Raw genomic sequence first — 22,917 nt, 5'->3', positions numbered from 1 at the left:
CCAAAAGTCGCGCGAGAAGCCGCGCAAGGTCTCTGTCACACATAAGGAACGGCGAAAGATTTGATACCAATCAAATATGGGAGCGATCGTGCCGCTCAGTTGCATCAGGATCACAGCTGCGAAACACGTTTTGCTAAAGGAAATACTCGCGCCAAGCAAGCCGCAAGTCGAGAACGTCATTCTTCTGGTGTGATCGTCCGGAACAGGCTCATTCGCTTGATCCCATCTTCGGGCAGCGCGTGCGAGTTGCTTGGTGCAGGCATCCCTGGAGATGCTCCTGCGTCTGGTGGCCAAGCAGCGACAGCGCGGGCTCGCGATCGAGCCCGGCACATCGTATTCCGTCTAAGTCGATCAACGGTCGTCGTATCAGGAGTGGATCACTCACCATCAATGCGAGTGCGCTCGCCGCGTCGATAGAATCGAGATTGACTTCGCCCGACTTGACACGAGGCGCGGCTCGGTTGAACCAGGAGCCGACGGGCATATTGCGAAAGAAGCTGCGCAATTCGTCCGCATGCCATGGCTCCTTCAAGATGTCCTGGACGACCACGTCATGACCGGCGGACTTTAGCGCTTGAATCTGACGCGCGTTCGTGGCGCAGCCGGGCTTCTGATAAAAGATGATTGTAGCCACGGCGTACCTATGTAGGCGTGCTATGCTGGGCGAATAGCACAGGGCTGCTGCTTCCCGGGAGCCATTCGAAGTTCTTGACAGTCAACGTCAATATCAGCGCATGGTGCGCCCTCAGCGAATTTGCAAAGCCGCTGGCCCGTCTCATTTTGACTCCGTCCGGCATCTTTACTCCTCACATGGCTGAGCTTGCGCGAGCGGCAGCAAGTTCTGTTCCACAATGGCGGCATCGGCTAAGTCAGCCTATTTGGCTGTTGGCGTTCATGTTTGCGATTGTTTGTTCGTTGTCTGACAGCCGGGCAGATCTTGTCAGATCCAAAACAGCCTACGATCGCGCGCCGGCTGGTTGCTTTTGGAAACGTAATCAGAAGCTTAAGGTGCCGGGTTAGACCTTGGCACGGCTGTTGCTGATAAGCGGCAGCAACACTGAGTGAGGGCTGAGTGCACGCCGACGTGTAAGGCGAGCGATGCGCTCCTTCCCTTGAACCCGTGTGCCCCCGCTTCTGCGAGGGAAGCAAAGCTCGCAAAAGAAGCGCGCAACGTTTGGCAAATCGGTTGATGGAGAGCAGCATGGCTTCACTAAGACAAATCGCCTTCTACGGGAAGGGCGGAATCGGCAAGTCCACCACTTCGCAGAACACGCTAGCGGCGCTGGCAGAGATGGGTCAGAAGATCCTGATTGTAGGGTGCGATCCGAAAGCGGACTCGACTCGCCTTATTCTGCACGCCAAGGCTCAAGACACGATTTTGAGTCTTGCCGCGAGCGCCGGCAGCGTGGAGGATCTAGAGCTCGAGGACGTAATGAAGGTTGGCTACCAGGACATTCGCTGCGTTGAGTCCGGTGGCCCTGAGCCAGGTGTCGGCTGCGCCGGCCGCGGTGTCATCACCTCGATCAATTTTCTTGAAGAGAACGGAGCCTACGAGAACATTGACTATGTTTCTTACGATGTGCTTGGCGACGTTGTTTGCGGTGGCTTTGCGATGCCAATCCGCGAAAACAAGGCGCAGGAGATCTACATCGTGATGTCTGGTGAAATGATGGCAATGTATGCCGCAAACAATATTTCCAAGGGGATCCTGAAATACGCGAACTCAGGTGGGGTGCGGTTGGGCGGCCTGATCTGCAACGAGCGGCAGACCGACAAGGAATTGGAACTGGCGGAAGCGTTGGCCAAGAAGCTTGGCACTCAACTGATCTACTTCGTGCCGCGTGACAATGTGGTGCAGCATGCAGAGCTGCGTCGCATGACGGTGCTTGAATATGCACCCGATTCCAAGCAGGCTGATCACTATCGGAAACTAGCGGCCAAGGTTCACAATAATGGCGGCAAGGGCATCATCCCGACCCCGATCTCAATGGATGAGCTCGAGGACATGCTGATGGAGCATGGCATTATAAAGGCCGTGGATGAATCAATCATCGGCAAAACCGCCGCCGAACTCGCAGCCTCGTAAAGGCCGCGAGTCGCCGCCTTGCGAAGGCGAGCGACAGATGCCGGTCTCCCTCACCCCCTTCCCGGGGGGGCCGGCATACTGACGATCGGCCGCGAAAACCAGAGTGCGCCGTGACGAACCACGCATTGTGAAAAACCGCAGAGTTATGTCCGAGCCGCACGTCCTTCCGTTCACGACTGCCTGTGCTGCTGACGCCAATAGCCAGTTGCACAAGGGAATTTCAACCTACCGGCTGCTCACCGGTGAACATCCTGCAAATGCCGATATCGCCATCGACAGCAATCTCGATCGCCATGCCCTGGCGTCTATCCTGGCGGCTGCCACGATGGATGGTGGCTGTCTGTCTGAGAAAGTTGGCCTGTCCGGCGTTGAATTGGCGGTCTTACTGGAGCAGCACTTTCTCCCAACCGGGATCAGGGCCCCGGAGCAGGCCGCGCCCTTCAAGCGGGAAGAGGATGAGGAGATCGCAATGCTTCGCGATCTGTTGCTCAAGCATCGCTCGACGGAAGGGGATATCGGCCGGTGGCTGGCTGCGATGATCGCGCGCCGCGCCATGGAGCCGGACCATCTTTGGGAAGCTCTCGGCTTGCGTGATCGTGGCGAACTCTCGCTCGTGATGAGCCGGCATTTCGCGCCGCTCGCCGCGAGCAATGTCAACAATATGCGTTGGAAGCGCTTCTTCTACCGCATGCTTTGCGAGGACGAAGGCCTTGCGATGTGCACGACACCCGTGTGCAATCAATGTAACGAATTCAACATCTGTTTCGGTGAAGAAAGCGGTGAGAGCCGGATGGCCGAGCGTCGGCGCGATTTGCTGTTGCAGGCCGCAGCATGGCCGGCTGTGTCCAGCGGCCGGGCATCTGAAACGCCAGGAGAGACCGCAGTCGCATCGTTATCCGAAAAGGCTTCAGCGCATTTGTAGGCCGCAGGTCGGAGGAGGGCGCGGATCACCAACTTGGATGCGAGCGGACGGCCGTGTGGTTAAGGCGGCAAGATCGAGTGCTAGGCTACAGTTCACCCGTGTTGGTGCGCCGCAACGGACCTGTCGCACCAAAGGGCAACGCGTTCGGCCTCATAGCGCTGTCGCATTTGCCACGATGCATTTGCTGAACAAGGTCATAAAGAGAAGCGTGACTTCTTGCACTAGGTCGGCCGTTAGGATCACAAAGACTGCGGCGGTAACGGCGGGCGCGGTCAACAAAAACATCGCGTCCGCGCAATTATCGAAGCAGATCTTCCGCTTACCATGATGGAGTGCCGCACGGACCCGGGAAAGAGGCGCCGACGCAGGGTCGACGCAAGGGTGTCGATGAAATATGTGGTCCCTTGCCACAATATCCATGCCGTCTTCGGGCTGTGTAGTCATCAGGAGCTAACGATGGAAAAGGTCAACCAAGTGTTAGGATATACCGGGCCCGCGAACTTCAGGTGTCAGTCATGAGAAGTCTTTCCGCGCCGTCACCGAGTTCTCATCAGATTGAGCGCAACCGCAAAACCCGCGGGCGCGTTGTCGTTACTGTTTCGGATCCGCTCAATGTGGGCGCTCACCAGAGCTAAACCGAAGGAGAATATTCGATGATCAGCTCATCCCCAGCAACCGGTATTCTAGATCGACTCGGCAAGGCCTCATCGGCAGAGGAGTTTTTTTCGCTGCTTGGCGTCGAGTACGACCCTAAGATCGTGAATGTCGCGCGCCTTCACATTTTGAAGCGCATGGGACAATACCTCGCACAGGAGAAATTTGCTGGTGCCGCAGAGCCGGAAATCAGAACTCGATGCAAGGCGATGCTGGAACGGGCATATGGAGATTTCGTGGCATCGTCACCGATCGACGAGCGAGTGTTCAAGGTTTTGAAGGATGCCGTCTCAGACTCCAAGAAGGCTGCGGCCTTCGTTCCTTTGAGCGAGTTGAAGTGACCTAGCGTTCCACTGTAAGCGAAGTCTGTCCGGCGGACGCCGAGGCGCTCCGTTAATGCGGCTTTCTATTTATCGCGGCAAGTCTCTTAGTCATGGCCCGGCCAACGGCTGTCGTATTCCCGACCCATGTCCGGATTATTCGTGACCAGGTATCAGCAGCTGTTTGATGTGTGGCGCAAGCCAATACGTCCCACTGACTTCAATCGTCTTTGCAACTGGTACGACACTTGCTGTTGTCCTGCTGATCTGATCATCGATGCCGACAGATGGTGGCGCCCGCGGTGAGTTTGAAGGAGGACCCATGATGCTGCTTACATTGCCTGCCGAGCCCCCCTGCGGCATCATATCGAGGCCTACGATGCCGTCAGGTCTGTTCGCAACGGTCTTTGACGCGGTCGCAGTTTCGTAGTGACGGTGAGATGGTAGTCAATAATAGGTGTCCCCTTCGCGCGGCTCTTGCGGCGGCTATGCACAGTAGCGTCCGCATCAAATCGGCCCCCGATCCCGCTCAAATGTGTCTGCATCTCATCGCAGATAGAAACTGCGCTACGAAAAGTGGTGCCCTCCTCCCACACGGAGTGCCAGCGCTGGAGGCTCGGCACGGTCGCGTGACAGAAGCCTTGCCAGGACCTCCATCGATGGTACCGGCGAGGCGCCGCGAACGGACTAGTCAACTAAGGCATGGAAGTGGCCGGTCAGGATCACCTCGTCCTGGCCGGCCACGGTGGCGCTCGTCGAGCCCGGCACCCAAGGATTCAGTTTGCAAGATCCCTCCAAAGCCGGCCGAATGGGTGCGCCAATTGCGACGACGCGTATTGTGGTGCGACTGGTCCGAGCGCGCAGGCGGGCAGAGCAGCCAGCCACTTGCCGGCCAAAAGTGAACTTCGGTTAACGAAAGCGAAAAAGCAACCCGTGGCGCGGGCGCGCCTATCTCCAGAGGAATTTAGACTATGAGCAAGGTCAGCAAAACGGCGATGCCAGCAGGGGCCGGCCGCGGAGCAGCCAAAAAAGAACTGCCGGAGCACTTCAAGTCGTACAAGCACGTCTGGGTCTTCGTCGAGCTGGAGCGGGGCCAAGTGCATCCCGTTTCCTGGGAGCTCATGGGTGCGGGGCGTGGTCTTGCCGACAGGCTAAAGGTGAATCTTGCCGCTGTCGTTGTCGGTCCGGAGGGGCAGCACACACGCAACGCCGCACTTGAAGCCTTTTGCTACGGCGCCGATCTGGCCTATCTCGTGAGCGACAATGTGTTGTCGGATTACCGCAACGAATCTTATACGAAAGCGCTCACCGAACTCGTCAACACCTACAAGCCCGAGATATTACTGTTGGGTGCCACGACGCTTGGTCGCGATCTCGCAGGTTCCGTGGCGACGAATCTATCGACGGGGCTTACTGCCGACTGCACCACGCTGGACGTGGACGCCGACGGTTCACTTGCGGCGACGCGGCCAACTTTTGGCGGCTCGTTGCTCTGCACAATCTATACCTTGAATTACCGCCCGCAGATGGCCACGGTCCGCCCGCGAGTGATGCCGATGCCTGCACGCGTTATGCGCGATGCCGCTCGTATCGTCGTTCATCCGCTCGGCCTTGTAGAAGACGATATAGTCACGAAAGTATTGTCCTTCCTACCCGACCGCGATGCAGAAACTTCCACTCTGGCCTATGCCGATGTTGTGGTTGCGGGCGGCCTTGGACTGGGATCGCCTGAGAACTTCCGGTTGGTACGCGAGCTCGCAGCTCTGCTTGGGGCTGAATATGGCTGCTCGCGTCCTCTCGTGCAAAAGGGCTGGGTTACGTCTGACCGGCAAATCGGTCAGACAGGCAAAACCATCCGGCCGAAGCTCTATATTGCCGCGGGCATTTCCGGTGCGATCCAGCACCGGGTCGGCGTCGAGGGCGCGGATCTGATCGTCGCCGTTAACACGGACAAAAACGCTCCGATCTTCGACTTCGCCCATCTCGCGATCGTCAGTGATGCTATGCAATTGTTGCCAGCCCTGACGGCTGCATTTCGCGCGCGGCTTCTGCCAGATTCGCGCGCCAGGATCGCGGTCTAGAGGAGATATTGATGATTGAAGAGAGATTCGATGCGATCGTGGTCGGAGCCGGTATGGCCGGCAACGCGGCGGCATTGACGATGGCCAAACAGGGCATGAAGGTGCTGCAGCTCGAGCGGGGCGAATATCCCGGATCGAAAAATGTGCAGGGGGCCATCCTCTATGCCGACATGATGGAAAAGCTGATCCCCGAGTTTCGAGAGGAGGCGCCACTCGAACGCCACCTGATCGAACAGCGGTTCTGGATGATGGACGATCGCTCGCATGTCGGCATGCACTACCGTTCGGAGGACTTCAACGAGCAGAGGCCGAACCGCTATACGATTATACGCGCCCAGTTTGACAAATGGTTTTCTTCAAAGGTGCGGGAAGCTGGCGCGATCGTGCTTTGCGAGACCACCGTCACAGAGCTCGCGCAGGACGATCGTAACAGGGTCGTCGGTGTTCGTACAGATCGCCGTGACGGCGAGATACATGCTGACGTCGTCGTTCTGGCCGAAGGGGTCAATGGCTTGCTCGGCACGCGTGCGGGCCTGCGCGCCCGTCCGGCACCCGATAACGTTGCGCTCGCGGTGAAGGAAATGCACTTCTTGCCCCGTGAAACCATCGAAGCACGCTTCAATCTTAAGGGGGATGAAGGCGTCGTGATAGAGGCTGCCGGTACCATTTCCCGCGGCATGACCGGGATGGGTTTCATCTACGCCAACAAAGAGTGCATTTCGCTTGGCATCGGTTGTCTCGTCGCCGACTTCCAACGCACGGGCCAAACGCCGTATGGCCTGCTCGATGAATTCAAAAGGCATCCCTCTGTGGCGCCACTGATAGCAGGGTCCGAAGTAAAGGAATATTCGGCGCATCTCATTCCCGAAGGCGGTTACAAATCGATCCCACAGCTTTATGGGGAGGGCTGGGTCGTCGTGGGCGATGCCGCCCAACTCAACAATGCCGTTCATCGTGAGGGCTCCAATCTCGCGATGACATCGGGCCGTATCGCGGCCGAAGCGATAGGTCTGGTCAAATCGCGCGGCGAACCGATGAGTGCAACAAATCTCTCAATCTACAAAAAGATGTTGGACGATTCTTTCGTCATCAAAGATCTCAAGAAGTACAAGGATTTGCCACCCCTCATGCATACCCACTCCGAAAATTTCTTTCTCACTTATCCGCAGCTTATCTCCAAGGCGATGCAGAACTTTGTGCGCGTCGATGGTACGCCCAAGGTTGAGAAGGAGAAGGCGAGCCTCAAATCCTTTGTCAAGACGCGGTCATGGTCAGGTCTGGTCGGCGATGCTTACCGTTTTGCCAGGGCCTGGCGGTGATCGCGACAGTGTGAAGTCCAACAGTGGAAGGCAAAAGCATGAATGTCGAACCCTCCGTGCGCGTCGAAGACAAGCTGTACTACAACCGTTATCTTGTCGACGCCGGGCACCCTCACGTCAGGGTACGTGCGCACAAGACGCCATCGCCGCAGCTCCTCACACTTTTGAAGGCCTGCCCGGCGCGATGCTACGAGCTCAACGACAACGGCCAGGTCGAAGTTACAGTTGATGGCTGCATTGAATGCGGTACCTGCCGCGTGATCGCCGAGCCGACCGGCGACATCGAATGGAGCCACCCGCGCGGCGGATATGGTGTTCTGTTCAAGTTTGGGTGATGACAGAGCGAAGGGTGGTGCGGCGTTAGCCGACGCAATCTCACTGTATCTGTGGCGCGCTCACTGTCACCTGCATAGCGCCGGGTTGTTTGAGAAGACACCCGTCATCGCAACGCGACGCAAGACGTGACATGCAGATAAGCAGCAAAAGGCTCGTTGTGGCGCCACTGAGTAGCGCCACGATGCCGTCGATCTGATGGCAGAGAAAAGATCAGTCTCCTGCCTGAGGGGAGGCAGGCCCAGCGGCCTCGAGTGCGATCGCCACTGACTGTGTGATCGCAGCAAAGCGCACGGCGGTCTGGATCGTCTCCGAATTGACGCCCGCGGCTCTCAATGTCCTCTCATGGGCATCAATGCAGATACCGCAGCCGTTTATGGAGGAGACAGCAAGCGACCACAGCTCGAAATCGGACTTGTCCACGCCGGGATTGCCAATCACGTCCATGCGCAGCCGCGGCGGCATCGTCTTGTATTCTGGGTTGGAAGCGAGGTGAACGAAGCGGTAGTAGACATTGTTCATTACCACTACGGAGGCCGCAGCTTTCGCTGCGGCGATCGCCACAGATGTCATCACGCCCGAGGCTGCCGATTCCACCGCGGCAATCAGGGCTGAATTGCGGGTGGCAACTGCACTCGCTACCAGCACCCCGTATTTTCGCCGCGGCGAAAGCGTCTCATCGGCCATCAAGGAGGTCAAGTTAATCCTGACATCCTTCGCGAAATCGGGAATCTTGTCGTAGATTTGTTCGATCGGCGACATGCTGCGTCACGCAACCTTCAGTGTTTCCCCGCCGATTTCGCGGTTGCAGGGACAGAGCTCGTCGGTTTGCAGCGCGTCTAGAACGCGGAGTGTGTCCTTAGGACTGCGGCCCACACTCAGATTGGTCGCATAGACGTGCTGAATCGTGTTTTGGGGGTCAACAATGAAGGTATAACGATAGGCAACCCCTTCGGGTGAACGCACCCCGAGGCCATCGACGAGCGTTCCCTTTGTGTCGGCAAATTGCCAGATTGGTAGATTGTGCAGGTCGACATGTGAGCGCCGCCAAGCAAGCTTGCAGAACTCGTTGTCAGTCGAGCCACCCAGTACAACCGCATCTCGGTCAGCGAATTCCTTGGAAAGCCGAGCAAATTCTGCGATCTCTGTCGGGCAGACGAAGGTAAAGTCCTTTGGGTAAAAGAAGATGATCTTCCATTTCTCCGGAAAGCTCATTTCGGTCAGCGTCTCAAACGCACTCTGCCCTTCCTCTTCCTGCGCTTGAAAACCGGGCTTCACGCCTGTGATGTCGAATGGCGGCAACTGACTTCCAATTCCGAGCATGGTGTCCTCACAAACTTGCTTTTGTAGATCGTGACCTCACTGGTGGAGCAAACCATATGCCACGCATTCTTAGACCTAGAATTGGCGCAACAAGACCAGCCCAGCGGCTTGGATACAGGCGCCTTTGAGCACGAAAGTACACGGGCGCTGGCTACGCGGTTGGCGGGAAGACGGCAGCCAGACCTAAACCGAAGCAATCTCGTCCCCGACCGGTAGGCACTGCACAGCCGGCCTGGCCGGGCTATGGCAGTTTGGCGCTCGCCGCTGGTAACTGCGACGTCGTGCCGTTCAAGGTCCACAATCGGCGCGTTCGCAAGGCATCGAGGCGGCGCAGCAGCGGACGCGGGAGCTAAGGCGGCTTCCGCAAATGGCGAAGGGTTTCGATGGGCGTGCGCCGCCCGGTATCGTTCCGACCAATAGCCGCAGCTGGGGTTGAACGGCGCCGGCCGCAAGGCATGTTTTTCGGAACGTCTGTTAAGTCCGGTACGCCTGGCTATCGTAACGATTCGGCGCGCAGGTCCGGTCAGCTCATTCCCGTTGTTTGGCGAATTTGCTGATCGCAAGGAGATGGGGTCCTGCTGCGAAGCGCCCGGGAGACGGCGGGCGCAGCCTCGGCAACCGTTTTTGTCAAGACCGGATTGTTCTGCTGCCGAACGGTTGGGAAATCGAGATCTGTTCTCCCCTCGCAACGTTCGCTTGCGAGCATAATGTGTGTGCCCCCCTCGAGTGCCGCTGCACCTGTAAGGTGATGCCTTCCTCGCTGCGCGACATCCAAAGCGGAATCGGCAGGTAGCCTCAAGATCGTCTTTGGCAGGTAAAGAACTGCCCGGAGCGCTATTCGAATCTATCTCATCTAGACTATCGATGATGGCCGCGATCTTGCTGGTGTGTTTCTCGCGTCCAGACATAGCCGTCCAAGGTGCTCATGGGGATGTGGCAGGCCTTGCAAGCCACCGCTCGGCAGCCCGAGCGGAACGGCGCGCGCGACTTCCGCGAAGAGCTATGCGGGATTTTGGGTGACGAGGCGATCAGGCGGCGTGGTTTTCCGGCACTTGGATGACCTCGATGCCGTTTTCGAATCTGACACCTGCGATGACCTTCGGCAACTGATTTGTGCCTTTCAGCCGCCGCCAGGTCTTTGATGCGGCGCAGAGCAGCTTGAACACCATCAACTTGGCAGTCGTTGACGATAACGAACCTTTCGTGCGCACCGTTCTGTGCCGGACCGTCGCGAACACGCTTTCGATGGGATTCGCCGTCCGCAAGTGGTCCCAATGCTCGGCGGGGAATTCGTAGAACGCAAGCATTGCGTCGCGATCTTTCGTCAGGCACTCGACCGCCTTGTCGTACTTCGCTCCGTATTTCTCGGCAAAGACATCGATCGCCACTTCGGCCGAAGCTCGGTTGGACGCCAAATAGACCTCGCGCAGATCCTTCTTCATGCTGGCCTGTACCGACACTGCGACTTTGTTCAAGATATTCGCGGTTTTGTGCACCCAGCACCGCTGATGTCGCGTGGCGGGAAAGACCTCGTCGAGCGCCTTCCAGAAGCCGAGCGCGCCGTCACCGACGGCGATTTCCGGGGCGATCTTCAGCCCACGGGTTTTCGCCTCGACGAGCAGTTCGTGCCAGCTCTGCGTGCTCTCGCGCACGCCGACCTGGAAGCCGATGAGTTCCTTCTTGCCTTCCGGCGTCGCGCCGATCAGCACCAGCATGCATTCGCTGTGGTCTTCCATGCGAGCCTGCAGGAAGACGCCGTCCGCCCACACGTATACGTACCGGCGCGCCGACAGATCGCGCTTCTGCCAACGCTCGTACTCGAGCTGCCACTCCGTCGTCAGTCTGGAAACCACCCCCGGAGAAAGATTCGGCGCATCCTTGCCCAGGAGCGCCGCCAGCGCCTCCTGGAAGTCGCCCGTCGAGATGCCTCGCAGGTACAGAACCGGCAAAAGTGCATCCAAGCTCTTCGTGCGCCGTGCCCACAACGGCAGGATCGCCGAGGTGAAGCGGATCCGCTCGCCATCGCTGGTCACCGCGCGATCGCGAATCTTTACCCGGGCGACTTCGACGGCGCCGATCCCCGTCTGGATCGTCCGCACTGGACCATGGCCGTGCCGCACGAGGCGGTCGCGGCCATCGGGAAGCTTCAAGCCCTTCATCGCGGCGAGAAACGCCTCGGCTTCCATCTCGACAGCCTGCGCAAGCAGCTGCCGAGCACCAGATCGCAAAATATTCGTCAGTGGATCGTCGATCTCATCGGGCTGACGCAGTGGGACAATGTTGCTATGCTCGTTCATGGCGTATCGCTCTCCTTGAGGTTCTGGCAGGCTCGACACCCGCCTCGATACGCCGCCTATCTCATTCCGTCATCACCCAGTTTCCCGCATAGCTCTTCCGCGAATACTTCCGCTCCAATACTGAGCCGTAGGGCATCAAAGGAGCGGCGCGTGATGCGCGCCAAAAGCGGCACGCCAGAGTGGCCAGTTTCAAGGGTCAGAACCAAGGTGACCTCAGCATCGCCGTGCGGCAGAGAGGCCGTTATGCGTGCTCGAAATACATTGAGGATAGAGCTTGCGCGCGGAGGTTCGCACGCAATGCTGACGTCGCCGGCAGCGATGCGCAGCCGCAGCCTTGCGCCCGGCCTTAGCGGTACTGCTGGTATCAGAAAGCGCGCGGATTTGAGGCGGAGCTTGACCAGCCCGTAGCGCCCGTCATAACCGCCGACCATAGTATCCAGACAGATTGCCGCTTCACTGCGGCTGGCGAGCGCCGGGTCGCTCTGGGTGACATTGAGCGGACCGGCCGCAGTCACGGTGCCATCTTTCATCATGACGAGATGATCGGCGAGACGTTCGATATCGGTGATGTCATGGCTGATGTAGATCATCGGCAACGCAAGCGATTGCAGGATGCGTTCGAGAAATGGCAGGATCTCGCATTTGGCGGAGCGGTCGCGCACAATGAGTGGATCGTCCAGCAGGAGTAGCCGAGGCTGGCCTAGCAGCGCACTGCCAAGGGCAAGTCGCTGCCGCTCGGTCTTGGAAAGATGTGATGGCGTACGCTCGAGCAGTGGCGCCAAGCCGAGCAATTCGACCACACCATCAAAATCGATCAGTGTCGGTTCCGAGTTTGACGCGTTGTATAAAAGGGTGCGTCGTACCGACAAATGAGAAGAGAGGATCGGTAGCTGAAATACATATGCGACGCGACGCAGATGAGGCGGTCGAAACGTCGTCTCATCTTGCCAAATCTCCCCATCAATCGCACAGAAGCCATTCGGCAGACGCTGCACGCCAGCGATGCAGCGCGCGAGTGTAGTTTTGCCGCACCCAGGCGGACCAAAAATCGCTGTGACGCCTTTGGCCGGTACGCTGAACTGCGTATCAAGCAGAATGCTCGCGAGCGAGCCGTTGAAGGCAACCTCAATATAGCCCTTCTTGGCTTCTTTGGTGAACCCGCCCATGTGCTGTATCTTCCATCTAAGTGAGGAGCCTAGCGGCTGCACTGGAGGTGATCGTTATGCTGCTGGCCATCCAGTCTATTCCGCTCCAGCACGGCGCTGCTGCTCGCAAGAGGGTATAAAGTGGGAGGGAGGCGTGCAGAGCGGTTTCAAGTCCGGAGCCTTGTTGAGCAGCTCCACGCCGGTGGATCGTGGCAATCGGTACGGTGGCCGGCGCGCTTACCTTAAGAGTTAAGCGCCGCCTTTCCAGCAACGCGAGGTCTTTGGTCTGCTTGGCCGGGCCGAGGCCTTCTGGTGAATGTTGAATGGCGCGGCTTGAGAGGTTGGGGGGCAAAGATGCCGGCTCACGCCAAAGCTGAATACTGGCCCGCGGCCGGAAATCGGCATCAATGATCCCACAGCTTCGCGAGCCGATTTGAAGTCTGCCCAGTAGCTGATCGTAGCCTCTGCACTCTCAGGTGCGACCAGCATCAGCGCCAGGTCGATTAACATGAATCGAATAAGTCTCATTGGAACTCCGGCTCCGCCTGAGCCGCTTCCTTCCCGGCAACTGGCTGATACTTACCCAGCAATCCGCGTGCCGTTCGAAGTGATAACTGGGCGGTTAGCGGCAAGGGAGGCGTTTTATCTGTCTCCACTCCGCGTCTTAAATCGCCGCATCCTATTGTAGGACTTTGACGCTCGCGTCTCCAACCGCACATGCAGGGCCGTGAGGCGGCACCCAAGGATCATGCCAAGCCTCTCGCGTTCGAGATCGTGCTTTGGCGAATATGCGGCCGTAGAGCTCGTCAATGATGCACAACTCCATGCCATCCGACTGACGCGCCATCCGATCTACTCGGCGGAGAAGGCCTGTAGACGGTCGCTTGGCGAAAGCGCTGACCGAGATGATATGCGGTGCCCGCGCGCTCAAAGTGCTTGAATCGACCGTAACGTCAGGTTGTAGGCATGGCGAAGCAGAAAACCATATTGGGAGCCAACATGGGCACATAAGTGCTAAACGGCCGATCTCTGTTTGTCGCGGTCTTCGCAATGCGTGTTGCGAGTGGCGGGATAATGATTCGGAGCGCGGCAATCATTGCAGCCGGCCCGCGAGAAGCGAGACTCATGGCTGCCGAGGCATTCCAATCCGGTAAACAGATCACCTCTCGGGGCAAAGAAAAACAGAGAAGCACAGGCGTCTTATGAGGGGTTTGGTCAATCAAGAGCGACGAATGGGCTGGACTTGCAATGCGCATCGCTTTGCAGCCGTCCTCGCTGCGATCGCGATCGCTGCGACATGGTGCACAGGACACGCTCGCGCGCGAGATCGGCGAGCCGAGGAAGTCTTGGCGTCGTGCAAATCAGACGTGATCCGCTTCTGTGACCGCTTTACAGGCCGTAGCGATGTTGACGTGGCCATGTTTTGTCTTAGGGACAATTTCAAAAACTTGCACCGCGAATGCCGGCGCATGATGCCAACCGCGGCAAACGAAAACGATGCACCGAGACAATCGCTCAACAAGCGCCCGGTAGGCCCTCATCGAGAGACGCGGCAGTTGCGAACTCGAACGATAGTGAAGTATTCAGACTGACGGGCGGCGGGGTTGGCCAGCTTGGTGGCTGAAGGTCGACCGGGCTGGAGCATCAGCCTGCCGAGGCGCAGTCGGCTGGGTGGGACCGATCCGTGATTGGATTGGCTCGATTAGCGATACAGTTGCCCAGGCGTGGTGCGGCCTTGAATTTCGAGTTTCGTGCTGCAGCAGTTGCGCTTTGTTCAGCGCTGTAGCCATTCGCGGCTTCGAGGTTTTGTGAAGTTGCTTTCGTCTCTCTGTGGCTGGTCCCAAGGGCAATCAGCGTCAGCTGTGGAGGCAGTGGACCGTACTGTCATCAATTTATGGCATTGTGGCCCGCGACTACGTATTTTTGCGGAAGTGGCTAAGTCGGCTGCGACAGCCAATGATTGCCGGAATATCAGCGCGTTTGTTTCATCGCGGTTGCCTTAGATTTCTCAGGATTACCTTCGGCTAGACTGAGCTGTAACAGATTGGGCTAGGAAACCTCTTTTGTTAGCCGCTGATCGATTTCCCCATGCAACCGCTTGATACCATTGCGGCGTTCTCTATGGGCGCTTCAGGGGAGTCGCTTCGCCCGATTGTGGTGCTCCTGACCGAATACACTTTAGAGCTCAAGGCGAAAGGAAACGCCGTCGACGAGAGCCGTTCAAAGGCAGAGAGCTGTTCATGCAGACGCTTCTCAAGGGCCTTGCGTTCGGTGCCAGGCAGGTCGGTGTTAAGTAGCCGGCGGCAGCGCCAGATTCCGTTTCGCAGCCATCTGATCTCACTTAGCGTATCATCAATCGAAGTCATCACGGATGTTGATCCTTAAGTGTAAAACATGGCGATGCTCGTCGAGCGGTCGTTCCCTGGCTCCGCATTCCTGCCGGATAGTTGAGCCGACAACGGCGTATCGCCCGCTCGTGTCCGGAGGAGGCGAGAAGTCCGATGTATGCGACGCTTATAAGTCAATATTATCCTACGCCGCGCGTTTGGCGAGAAATCGCGGCAGATCCTCGCGGTTTCAATGCGCCGCGAACGTGTGTCCTGCACAATTCCAGCGCTCATAGGGTTAAGCGTGTTTAACGCGAGATCAACAAGGCGCACTAGCTGCTCGAGTTATTTGGTCGCGGCGCAGCTAGGCTACACTGAGCTCGACACAGAAAATCTGTCGTACCAGTGACAGATGCACCTGTCCGATTATCCAGTCGGAAGGATATCGTGAAGAGCCGCCCGATCGCCGTTTGCCGGTTCACGTGACCAATGTTAAAATGGCTGGGAACTCCGCGTCGAAGAGAATTAGCGAGCCCGCGGTGTTGACATCGGGGCGCGCTGCGTCTCGTAGCCAAGCGCGTTAGCGCGATAGGCTGCAAGCTTTTGAGCTCAGCTATCGCCCAAGCGTTTGACCCCGGGGAGAAGTATGGCCGCCTCGCCTCACGTCACAGCAAAGTTGCCGGCCTAAACGCGCTGCTGCCGGCGGACCGGCACCCGCCACCAGCCGGTCCAGCACAAAGTGATTCGTCTGCGGAGAGCTGAGCCCAAGGTTACGGAATTACAAACGCCATCCGTCATTTCGTCGCTCCGGACTGCGTCAGGTTATCGACAGGTGGCGCTCGTATCATGAGCGCCGCTACTCCCTTGCAGGCTTGGCTCAATGGGCGCAGAGCTCGCAGGCGAGACCGGTGGACTGCAATATCAATTGATCCGCGAGCGAAACGCCGTCTGGATTCGCTACACTGTCTGCAGTGGGTGCTAGTTGCAGAAGCGTATCCGGGCCATTCGTGCCTGTCGGCACGCTTGTGGGATCGCACCTCACTCCTTGTGGGCCGGTGGCGCGTCAGCCATAGTGGAGGATTGGCGGTTCTAAGATGCGCCGCCCCGGCGCATTCGCTTCATTTTGCTACCGAAGAAACGATATCGATGAACACAGAACAGCTCGTCACTCGTATTCCTTCCGCAACTTCCGATTTGGAAAGCTCCGAACCAGGCTCTCCGGCCGCACCGCTGTGGGGAGAGACCTTGGCCGGCGTGCACACGTCCGCTGCCGGAGCGGTTGCCTCGCCGGAGGAGGTGCTGGCCAACTGGGCTGCCGAAGACGGGCAGGGGCAACATGGGGATCGGCAACAAGCGGTAAGCCGAACGTCGGCTTGGCGGTGGACGGGTGATCTCAATCAGCCGCTAGATCTGTCGTCTCGGTCCCTTACCGCCTTGCCTGCGCCCATTTTGGCCGAGGTGCGCCGCCTGAATGTGGATCACAATCAGCTCGACAGCCTGCCCGAGACACTTTCGACCGGCCTCCAGCGGCTCTAGGCCATCAGCAATGGGCTGACGCGCCTGCCTGCAGAGACCGTGAACTACCATCACTAGGCGTTCCGCCTGGCGGTCGCCGAAGATCTGCGGCAGGCAGCCGTCAGGCCCCGTTTACGCGAGCAGTATTTCGAGTTGGCTTCGGGAGCGAACGGGAGCTGCGAAGATCGCGTTACTTTGGTCTGGAACGGCATGCAGACCGCACGCCTGAACGCTGATGTCGAGGACGGACTCTATGACGGGCGCCTCGGCGAACTGCTCCAGAACGACCGCGTCTTGTTTCGCTTGGAAGCGCTTGACGGGATCGCGCGCGAGAGGGTCAACTCACTTCGCCGTGCCGATCCCGACGCGGATGTCGACGAGATCGAGGTTTATCTTGCCTACCAAGCCCAGCTGCGGGACGCCCTGGAGCTGCGGCACAACGCTCCCGACATGCGCTTCATGAATGTGTCTCAAGTGACCGAGGCCGATGTGGCCAGGGCCGAGGCGTCGGCGCGGGACGGGAAGCGGCGGAATTTCGGGACTATTTAGCGACGCGATGGCAACCATGGAAAGCGTGGTGAGGCGTATGGTACCCCAAGATTATGCTGAAATGCAGGAGCGGCTCGTCGGCGTGATGGGTGTACAATTTGAAACCCGCTTGGATGAGCGACTGGCTGAGCATGGTCTGACGGGCGATGCCGATGCCGAGCCGGTCCTCGGCGCCAGATACGAAACGAGATTGCCCGCGCGATCAAAAGCGCGCTCCTGCATCAGGTCCTCGGGAAGCTCGGCCTTCAGCTATGAGCGCACCTCCGAAGGAGGGTCCGTCGATCCGCCTCGCCGGTCACAAAAGTCAAAATTTAATCGACGCCTTCCGGGACGGACTGCCTGCATGACGGACTGTCTGCATGAGCCATTGCCGAATGAGCTCTGTTAATTGCGCCCGTGCGTCCGTGCGGACGATCATGGTATAGGATGGACATCCAAGAGAAGATTAGCAAAACGCAATGCGTTCACGTTGCGAGCGCCGTTGAACTCAGCGCTCAACGGCCTCTCATAGGCCAGACAAATAGATGGGGGATCAGACCGATCTCTTCAAGTCGCCCTCGTGCAACGTAGGCTACCGATGTCCGTCCCCCGCGGCCGATCCCACCTTCGCAGCGTCACACTCGAATCCAGATCGCGAAACATGCCGTAATTCCGCCGGATCCATTGATGCAGCTCGGTGGACCAGTCCTTCTCGTTGCGCAGATACCCAGTGAAGGAAAAGCCAAGCCGATCTATATATCTCTTAAGGAACAGCGGTAGTGCGGAAATTCGAATCACCCGATCGCCGTCCATCGCTTCAGGTAATCCGCCGCGCAGTGCGAATTCATTGTGGATGATGACCAGCGAGGCCGGGGGAATTCGCCGCCGCAGCATCTCGTAACCACGAAAGGAGATGCGATCTGCGCCCGCGACGAAGAGTACGACAGGGGTGACACAGCACCGCGCCGTCTCCTTGACGAAGCCAATCTCCTCGCACATCTTGAAGAATTCGTCGAAGGCGTGAAAGCCGAGATCGATTACTTTGGGTACACGATCGTGAACGATGAGAGGGTCCATCAGCTGCATCTTGCCGTATGTGTCGATCACATCCGCGGTCTCCGTGATGTTGGGCAGGTAGTCGAGCAATGATGGCTCTTTCAAGTTGACGTCAAACGACAGCGTTGTACCGTCTTTCAGCAGCAAGAACTCGCTCATGGCCCGAGCGATGAGGGTTTTACCGACCTGCGGGCTAGGTGAGCAGATGATGTAGATGGGGGTCGCTAACATAGCCAGCAGATCAATTTCGTTCTGTGCGTGGGCTCGAGCTTGCCGGATATACGGCTACTTCTCGCCGGCCCGGGTGGCGGACTTGGCCCCGGCCAATTCCGTCAAGTTGATGCGATCAAATTCGCTCCAGACATTTGCCAGCCAGTGCCGGACATAGCCGCGCAGCACGAAGGAGTTGTTCGCGGGTTCATCATTGCGTCCCTTGTTCGCGACGAAGTCTATGAACGGGACGGACGCGACTTCCACCTGCTCATACGCCATCTCGTTAAGCTTCGGGATGGTCAACTCAGTCGCATGTTTGATGCGATGAAAATAGGAATTATAAGTAGCTTGATCCCACTGGAAGAATTGAGTGTCGTTGATGAAGTTCTTGACCAGGTAGTACTTTGCACCGGTCATGAAAGTCGCGGTTTCCTCGATCTCGTCTAGCGACGCGATAGATGATCCCAGGATGTGGAACACGGCAAATGTGATCTGGCCAGACCGTGCCGAGTCCAGAAAGCCGATGTTGCGCAAGGAAGCCAGCGCAGAGGACAGTAGGCCTGCGCGAGCATCGATGACAGTGACGGACAGCCCTGAGTTCAAGGTATCGAAGATCTTCATCTGGTCCGCCGTCGCAGTCATGTCGACGATCTCAGTGATCCCGGGGTAAAAGCGCTTCAGCGTTCCCCGGGGCGACTCCGTGTCGAACGCGCGTATTTGCACGTTATTGACGCTAAAGTAGTCCAGTAGCGTTCGTGATACGGTCGTCTTGCCGACTCCTCCCTTGTCCGCACCGACTACAATTACCACTGGCTTCACCATAGAAACATCTCCTGAGCTCTTGCTATTGCCGCGCGCAAAGTGCGCTATCGGCGCGTCACTGCTTTGGGTGCGAACATGGCGGAAAGAAGGGGCAATGAACCGCCGATGCGAGAGCTCTGCAACTGATAAGCGTTTTCAACATCTAGCGAGTAACGTCGCGTGATGATGCAGCTCCGGCAATGGGAGTAATCACTTGTACTGGTGATTTACGTGAGGTTTGTGTGCGGCTGGAATATGCGGGGCAAGAATCAAAGTCTGCCCATGGTGATCGTTGGATTGCCGTAGGTTCGCTATGGATGCTGTCGCTGCCGCTATCAAATTTTAATGGGAGACCGAGTCTTACGTAGCGTCAGATTGCGAGCTCGATGAAAGCGCAAATCGGGGGGATGCTAGGCGGTCCGACTATGGCTTCGCAGACCATCAAAGGTCTACTGGATCAGATCGCCGTCTTTTCGGCATGCCGAGGAATATCTCCACGAGCTAAAGGTGAGTGGCTAAAGGCCTCTCTGCGCGCGAGAGCTAAGCACATGGGCTGATAGAAAATAAATTGGGCGGCGTCGTCGGGCCGGTGTCTAGCTGATCGGCGCCCGGCGGGGGTGTAGTCCTGGACGGCACAATGGCCGCCTGCGCTGCGTCCTTTGGGGCGCGGCCGACGATAATTGTGAGCAGACCCCCGCCCCACAGCCGCTGCGCTGCTCTCTTTGGCGTCTTCCAGCGTCACCGCATCGACGACGGCATTCTGGTTTTCGAGATAGTCGATAGGCAACTTGTCAAGCTGATGCTGCAGTAGCGTTCGCGCCAGTTTTGATGATGTGTTGAGAGCTACCAGTTGCGAGCCCTTCAGGTAGGACTTTGCGTCATCGAGCTCCTGCTGAGTCGGTCCTTCCGCGGCGATCTGTCGGACCTGCTTCTCGATTTCTTCAACCGTTTCACCGGCCCGATCGGCGCAGGTGCCGCTGGTACCGAGAAACATGGCTGAATGATCCAGCCAGACAAGCTGCTCACGGACTGAATAAGCCAGTCCGCGCTTCTCGCGGACTTCGCGGAACAGGCGTGACGTCAGGCCGCCGCCGCCGAGAATGTGGTTGACGATACAGGCGGGCATGAAACCCGGCTCGCTGCGACGGACGGCTGGACCGCCAAAAGTCACAACTGTCTGCGGCACATCGAGCTGAATAAAGACCCGCTGCGGCGGCTTTGCTGCGATGACGTCGGCGACCGGCATCGCTTCCGCGTTGCTCGGCAGGCTGCCAAAGGTCTTATCGAGCAGCTTGCAGACGGCCCCTGGATCGACCCCGCCGACCACCGCGATTTTGAACGTGTCTTTTTGCAATGACGCGCCGGACATAACCCTTGAGATCCTCGGCCTCTATCTTCGGCACGCTTTCCAAGTAGCCATCGACTGGGCGAGCATAGGGATGATCCCCAAAAGCGACTTCGAGGAACTTGCGGCGAGCCAGCGACGAAGGATTGGTTGAGTCGTGCCGAAGGCGCGCAAGCACAGCGGCACGGTTCCGTTCGACGTCGGCGGCCTCAAAACGCGGCGAGGTTAGCGCGATCCGTAAAAGCTCGAAGGCCTCCTCCGCGCTGTCATTGATCGTGCGCAAGGCACCGCGGAAGTGATCATGGGTCACGTGAAAACGCAGTTCAATGGCATGGCGGTCCAGCCGCTGATGAAAGGTCTTGAAGTCAAATTTGCCGGAACCTTCCTTGAGCAGCCCAGAAACCATGTGGGCTACGCCAGGTCTTTGAGCGGGATCCTGAGCCGCGCCGCCGGTGAAGGCATATTCCATCGAGATCAATGGGACAGTGGAGTCCTGCACGAACCAGGCTTCTATGCCGCAAGACGAAATCAAACGCTTGATCCTGGTCCGGTCCAGTGATCGTGGTGCGGCATGCGAATTTGACGAAGCGAGCACCGCCATGGAGAGGGAGGCTCCTCCAAGGAGGATCCCGCGTCGAGTGCAAGGATGGATCACTAGAGCGTCTCCCAGTGTTGCGGGGTAGACTCTTTGACGAGATAGCCGGTTACCGCTCGTTTCTTGTCGAGCCATATCCGCGCGGCCTCATGCACCTGCGGTGCGCCGACCGCGCGGATGTCGTCCGGCCAGCGTTGTACATCCTCGATGCATAGTCCCGTCGTCAGGGCGCGGCCATACCAGTGAGCGAGCAGTTCCTGACTGTCTTGGGCGTAGGCGACTTGCGCGGTTAGCCGCGTCTTCGCCCGCTGGAGATCTTCGGCACTCGCGGGATTACGGGCAATACCGGCGATTACCTCGTCGATGCAGCGCTCGATCAGGCTGAGGTTGGCGCCAGGCTTTGGTATGACGGAAATCTCGAATAGCGATGGATCGAGCGCGGCAGAGTGGTAGCTCGCCCTGGCGGTGACCGCGAGCTGCTTTTCGACAACCAGCGAGAGATAGAGATATGAGTTAATGCCGCCGCCCATCAACTGCTCGAGCACCTCAAGCGCTGGACCCTCGCCCGCGGCCGCGCTGCGAGTCGAGGGTACGAGATAATAGCGGCGCAGGGCCGGCTGCTCGACGCGGGCATCGGCCAGTGTCACTCTGCGCTGCGCGGCCGGCGGCGGTTCCTGCGGCCGCAGGCGTTCCTTGGGAATCGAAGGTTGCGCGGGGATGCCGCCAAACGTCTCCTTCACCATGGAGCGCATTTCCTTGGTGGCTACGTCGCCAGCGACAATCAGGATCGCGTTGTTAGGTGCATAGAAGCGCCGGTAGAAGGCAAGCGCGTCCTCTCGGGTAAGCTTTTCGATTTCCTGGCGCCACGCGATAATAGGGTGGCCGTAGGGGTGGTTGAGGTAAAGCGCCGCCATCATCTGCTCAGCAAGCCGGTTACCTGGATGGTTGGCGACCCTCATATTGAATTCCTCCAGCACGACGTCTCGCTCGGAGAGCACGTTCTCGTCCTTGAGAACGAGACCGGTCATGCGGTCGGCTTCAAATTCCATCATCTTGCCGAGGTGCTCTCGAGGCACGTGGTGGAAGTAGCTGGTGAAGTCGAACCCGGTAAAGGCGTTCTGGTAGCCGCTGGCGCGCAGCACGGCCTTGGAGAATTCATCCGCCGGATGTTTGGAAGTACCCTTGAACATCAGGTGTTCGAGGAAATGCGCAAGCCCCGATTTGCCGGGCGGTTCATCCGCGGAACCGACCTTATACCAGATCATCTGAGTGACGACTGGTGTGCGATGATCCTGGATCACAACCACCTGCAGGTCGTTCTGAAGCGTGAAGCATGCTGCTCGATCTGATCTGACCGTGCCGGCATAGACGCTAACCGCCGGAGTGGTGCGCGTCGTCGAGTCCAAGGCTTCAGGTGGCCAAATGTAACCGTCGACATGTCATGAACACAACCTTGCGCACAACGTCTCAGGAGAACTTGGCGTCTCTGGAGATTTGGGGGTAGATCAAGCGCGATATACGCTGGCACAACACTCAGCAGCTTGCCGTCACACATCTCGCTCTACACGATGAGCGGCTTGACGATTTGTCTGCCAGCGAGCAGCTCCTCTGAGTACACTGCGCCGAAGTAGTCCAGGATGAACGTGCGACAACAGCGTAGTTTATCGGCCGCGCGCATCAGGTGCCGCGGGGGAGCGCGATTGAGAAGATTTGCCGCAAAAGCCCATCGGTTGTTGACGCGCGAGGTAAACAAATGCTCAGCGATAGCTTCGATGAGACAGTGGAAGTCACTTGCCGGCCGTCGCGGTTTACGTAAGGCAAAGGGAAGCCGAGCGCACCGCTCACCGTCCTTAAATCACCTGCCAACAAGTCACTCAGATTAAGGATACCAAGGGCACCGCAGATCGCGGTCATGTGATTTGCGGTTGCAAGCCGGAGCCTGGTTGGCGCATGTTAACTACTTCGCTATTTCTCCTCTCTCTTATCTGAACGACAAGATGCCAGAAGGGCGTGGATGTAGCAGTGCCGAGCGGGTTTGATGAGGATGTGATCCTCCC

18 protein-coding genes and 1 pseudogene are annotated in these 22,917 nt (G+C 58.2%); 10 read left to right on the top strand and 9 right to left on the bottom strand.

Going from position 1 to position 22,917, the window contains the following annotated elements:
- Positions 1-208 precede the first annotated feature (208 nt).
- On the bottom strand, positions 209-634 hold the full coding sequence (locus tag AAFG50_RS36565) for an ArsC/Spx/MgsR family protein (RefSeq protein WP_011084576.1): 426 nt from the start codon (positions 632-634) through the stop codon (positions 209-211).
- Positions 635-708: 74 nt separating this feature from the next.
- On the opposite strand from AAFG50_RS36565, the gene AAFG50_RS36560 reads away from it, so the two are divergent.
- The 7 genes from AAFG50_RS36560 (at position 709) to AAFG50_RS36530 (ending at position 7,717) form a co-directional block, all read left to right on the top strand.
- Complete coding sequence (locus AAFG50_RS36560) at positions 709-1,020, top strand: hypothetical protein (protein WP_161170736.1); 312 nt, start codon at positions 709-711, stop codon at positions 1,018-1,020.
- Positions 1,021-1,201: 181 nt separating this feature from the next.
- Positions 1,202-2,086, top strand: a complete 885-nt coding sequence (gene nifH / locus AAFG50_RS36555; protein ID WP_011084578.1) for a nitrogenase iron protein — start codon at positions 1,202-1,204, stop codon at positions 2,084-2,086.
- Positions 2,087-2,231: 145 nt separating this feature from the next.
- A complete protein-coding gene (locus AAFG50_RS36550; RefSeq protein ID WP_049813250.1) occupies positions 2,232-3,008 on the top strand; it encodes a nitrogen fixation protein NifQ in 777 nt (258 codons plus the stop codon).
- Between the two features lie 653 nt (positions 3,009-3,661).
- The gene (gene nifW, locus AAFG50_RS36545) at positions 3,662-4,003 is read left to right on the top strand and encodes a nitrogenase stabilizing/protective protein NifW (RefSeq protein WP_011084580.1); all 342 of its coding nucleotides are present in this window, start codon (positions 3,662-3,664) and stop codon (positions 4,001-4,003) included.
- A gap of 950 nt (positions 4,004-4,953) precedes the next feature.
- The gene (locus AAFG50_RS36540; protein ID WP_014497958.1) at positions 4,954-6,063 is read left to right on the top strand and encodes an electron transfer flavoprotein subunit alpha/FixB family protein; all 1,110 of its coding nucleotides are present in this window, start codon (positions 4,954-4,956) and stop codon (positions 6,061-6,063) included.
- 11 nt (positions 6,064-6,074) lie between these two features.
- The gene (locus tag AAFG50_RS36535) at positions 6,075-7,382 is read left to right on the top strand and encodes an FAD-dependent monooxygenase (RefSeq protein WP_011084583.1); all 1,308 of its coding nucleotides are present in this window, start codon (positions 6,075-6,077) and stop codon (positions 7,380-7,382) included.
- 38 nt (positions 7,383-7,420) lie between these two features.
- Positions 7,421-7,717, top strand: a complete 297-nt coding sequence (locus tag AAFG50_RS36530) for a ferredoxin family protein (protein WP_011084584.1) — start codon at positions 7,421-7,423, stop codon at positions 7,715-7,717.
- A gap of 211 nt (positions 7,718-7,928) precedes the next feature.
- On the opposite strand, the gene AAFG50_RS36525 is transcribed toward AAFG50_RS36530, so the two are convergent.
- The 4 genes from AAFG50_RS36525 to modC form a co-directional block, all read right to left on the bottom strand.
- Positions 7,929-8,477 (bottom strand): carboxymuconolactone decarboxylase family protein, encoded by a 549-nt coding sequence (locus AAFG50_RS36525; protein WP_011084585.1) that lies wholly within the window; start codon positions 8,475-8,477, stop codon positions 7,929-7,931.
- Between the two features lie 6 nt (positions 8,478-8,483).
- Entirely contained in the window at positions 8,484-9,038 is a 555-nt protein-coding gene (locus AAFG50_RS36520; RefSeq protein WP_011084586.1) for a peroxiredoxin, read from the bottom strand.
- A 1,028-nt stretch (positions 9,039-10,066) separates the two neighbouring features.
- A complete protein-coding gene (locus AAFG50_RS36515; protein ID WP_166466029.1) occupies positions 10,067-11,335 on the bottom strand; it encodes an IS256 family transposase in 1,269 nt (422 codons plus the stop codon).
- Positions 11,336-11,391: 56 nt separating this feature from the next.
- Complete coding sequence (gene modC, locus AAFG50_RS36510; RefSeq protein ID WP_014497956.1) at positions 11,392-12,501, bottom strand: molybdenum ABC transporter ATP-binding protein; 1,110 nt, start codon at positions 12,499-12,501, stop codon at positions 11,392-11,394.
- Between the two features lie 2,067 nt (positions 12,502-14,568).
- Between modC and AAFG50_RS36505 the strand changes: the two genes are divergently transcribed.
- The 3 genes from AAFG50_RS36505 to AAFG50_RS36495 all read left to right on the top strand — a co-directional run bounded on the left by AAFG50_RS36505 (position 14,569) and on the right by AAFG50_RS36495 (position 16,871).
- A complete protein-coding gene (locus AAFG50_RS36505; protein ID WP_161170740.1) occupies positions 14,569-14,865 on the top strand; it encodes a hypothetical protein in 297 nt (98 codons plus the stop codon).
- Between the two features lie 1,088 nt (positions 14,866-15,953).
- Complete coding sequence (locus tag AAFG50_RS36500) at positions 15,954-16,343, top strand: hypothetical protein (RefSeq protein WP_038960313.1); 390 nt, start codon at positions 15,954-15,956, stop codon at positions 16,341-16,343.
- A 66-nt stretch (positions 16,344-16,409) separates the two neighbouring features.
- Positions 16,410-16,871 carry an NEL-type E3 ubiquitin ligase domain-containing protein gene (locus tag AAFG50_RS36495; protein ID WP_074076604.1) on the top strand — a complete coding sequence of 154 codons (462 nt, stop codon included), beginning with the start codon at positions 16,410-16,412 and terminating at the stop codon, positions 16,869-16,871.
- Between the two features lie 546 nt (positions 16,872-17,417).
- Here the strand turns inward: AAFG50_RS36495 and AAFG50_RS36490 are convergent.
- From AAFG50_RS36490 to AAFG50_RS36475, 4 genes and pseudogenes are all read right to left on the bottom strand, one after another.
- Positions 17,418-18,137 carry a hypothetical protein gene (locus tag AAFG50_RS36490; RefSeq protein ID WP_011084599.1) on the bottom strand — a complete coding sequence of 240 codons (720 nt, stop codon included), beginning with the start codon at positions 18,135-18,137 and terminating at the stop codon, positions 17,418-17,420.
- A 54-nt stretch (positions 18,138-18,191) separates the two neighbouring features.
- The gene (locus tag AAFG50_RS36485) at positions 18,192-18,941 is read right to left on the bottom strand and encodes a hypothetical protein (protein WP_011084600.1); all 750 of its coding nucleotides are present in this window, start codon (positions 18,939-18,941) and stop codon (positions 18,192-18,194) included.
- Between the two features lie 519 nt (positions 18,942-19,460).
- Positions 19,461-20,866, bottom strand: a pseudogene (locus AAFG50_RS36480) (pitrilysin family protein).
- A 53-nt stretch (positions 20,867-20,919) separates the two neighbouring features.
- Positions 20,920-22,266 carry a pitrilysin family protein gene (locus tag AAFG50_RS36475; protein WP_018647480.1) on the bottom strand — a complete coding sequence of 449 codons (1,347 nt, stop codon included), beginning with the start codon at positions 22,264-22,266 and terminating at the stop codon, positions 20,920-20,922.
- Positions 22,267-22,917 lie beyond the last annotated feature (651 nt).

Origin of the sequence: Bradyrhizobium sp. B039 (genome assembly GCF_038965675.1) — a bacterium.
GTDB classification, from domain to species: Bacteria; Pseudomonadota; Alphaproteobacteria; order Rhizobiales; family Xanthobacteraceae; genus Bradyrhizobium; species Bradyrhizobium diazoefficiens.
The sequence above is the reverse complement of the archived record's forward strand: the minus strand, read 5'-3'. Positions and strand labels throughout refer to the sequence as shown.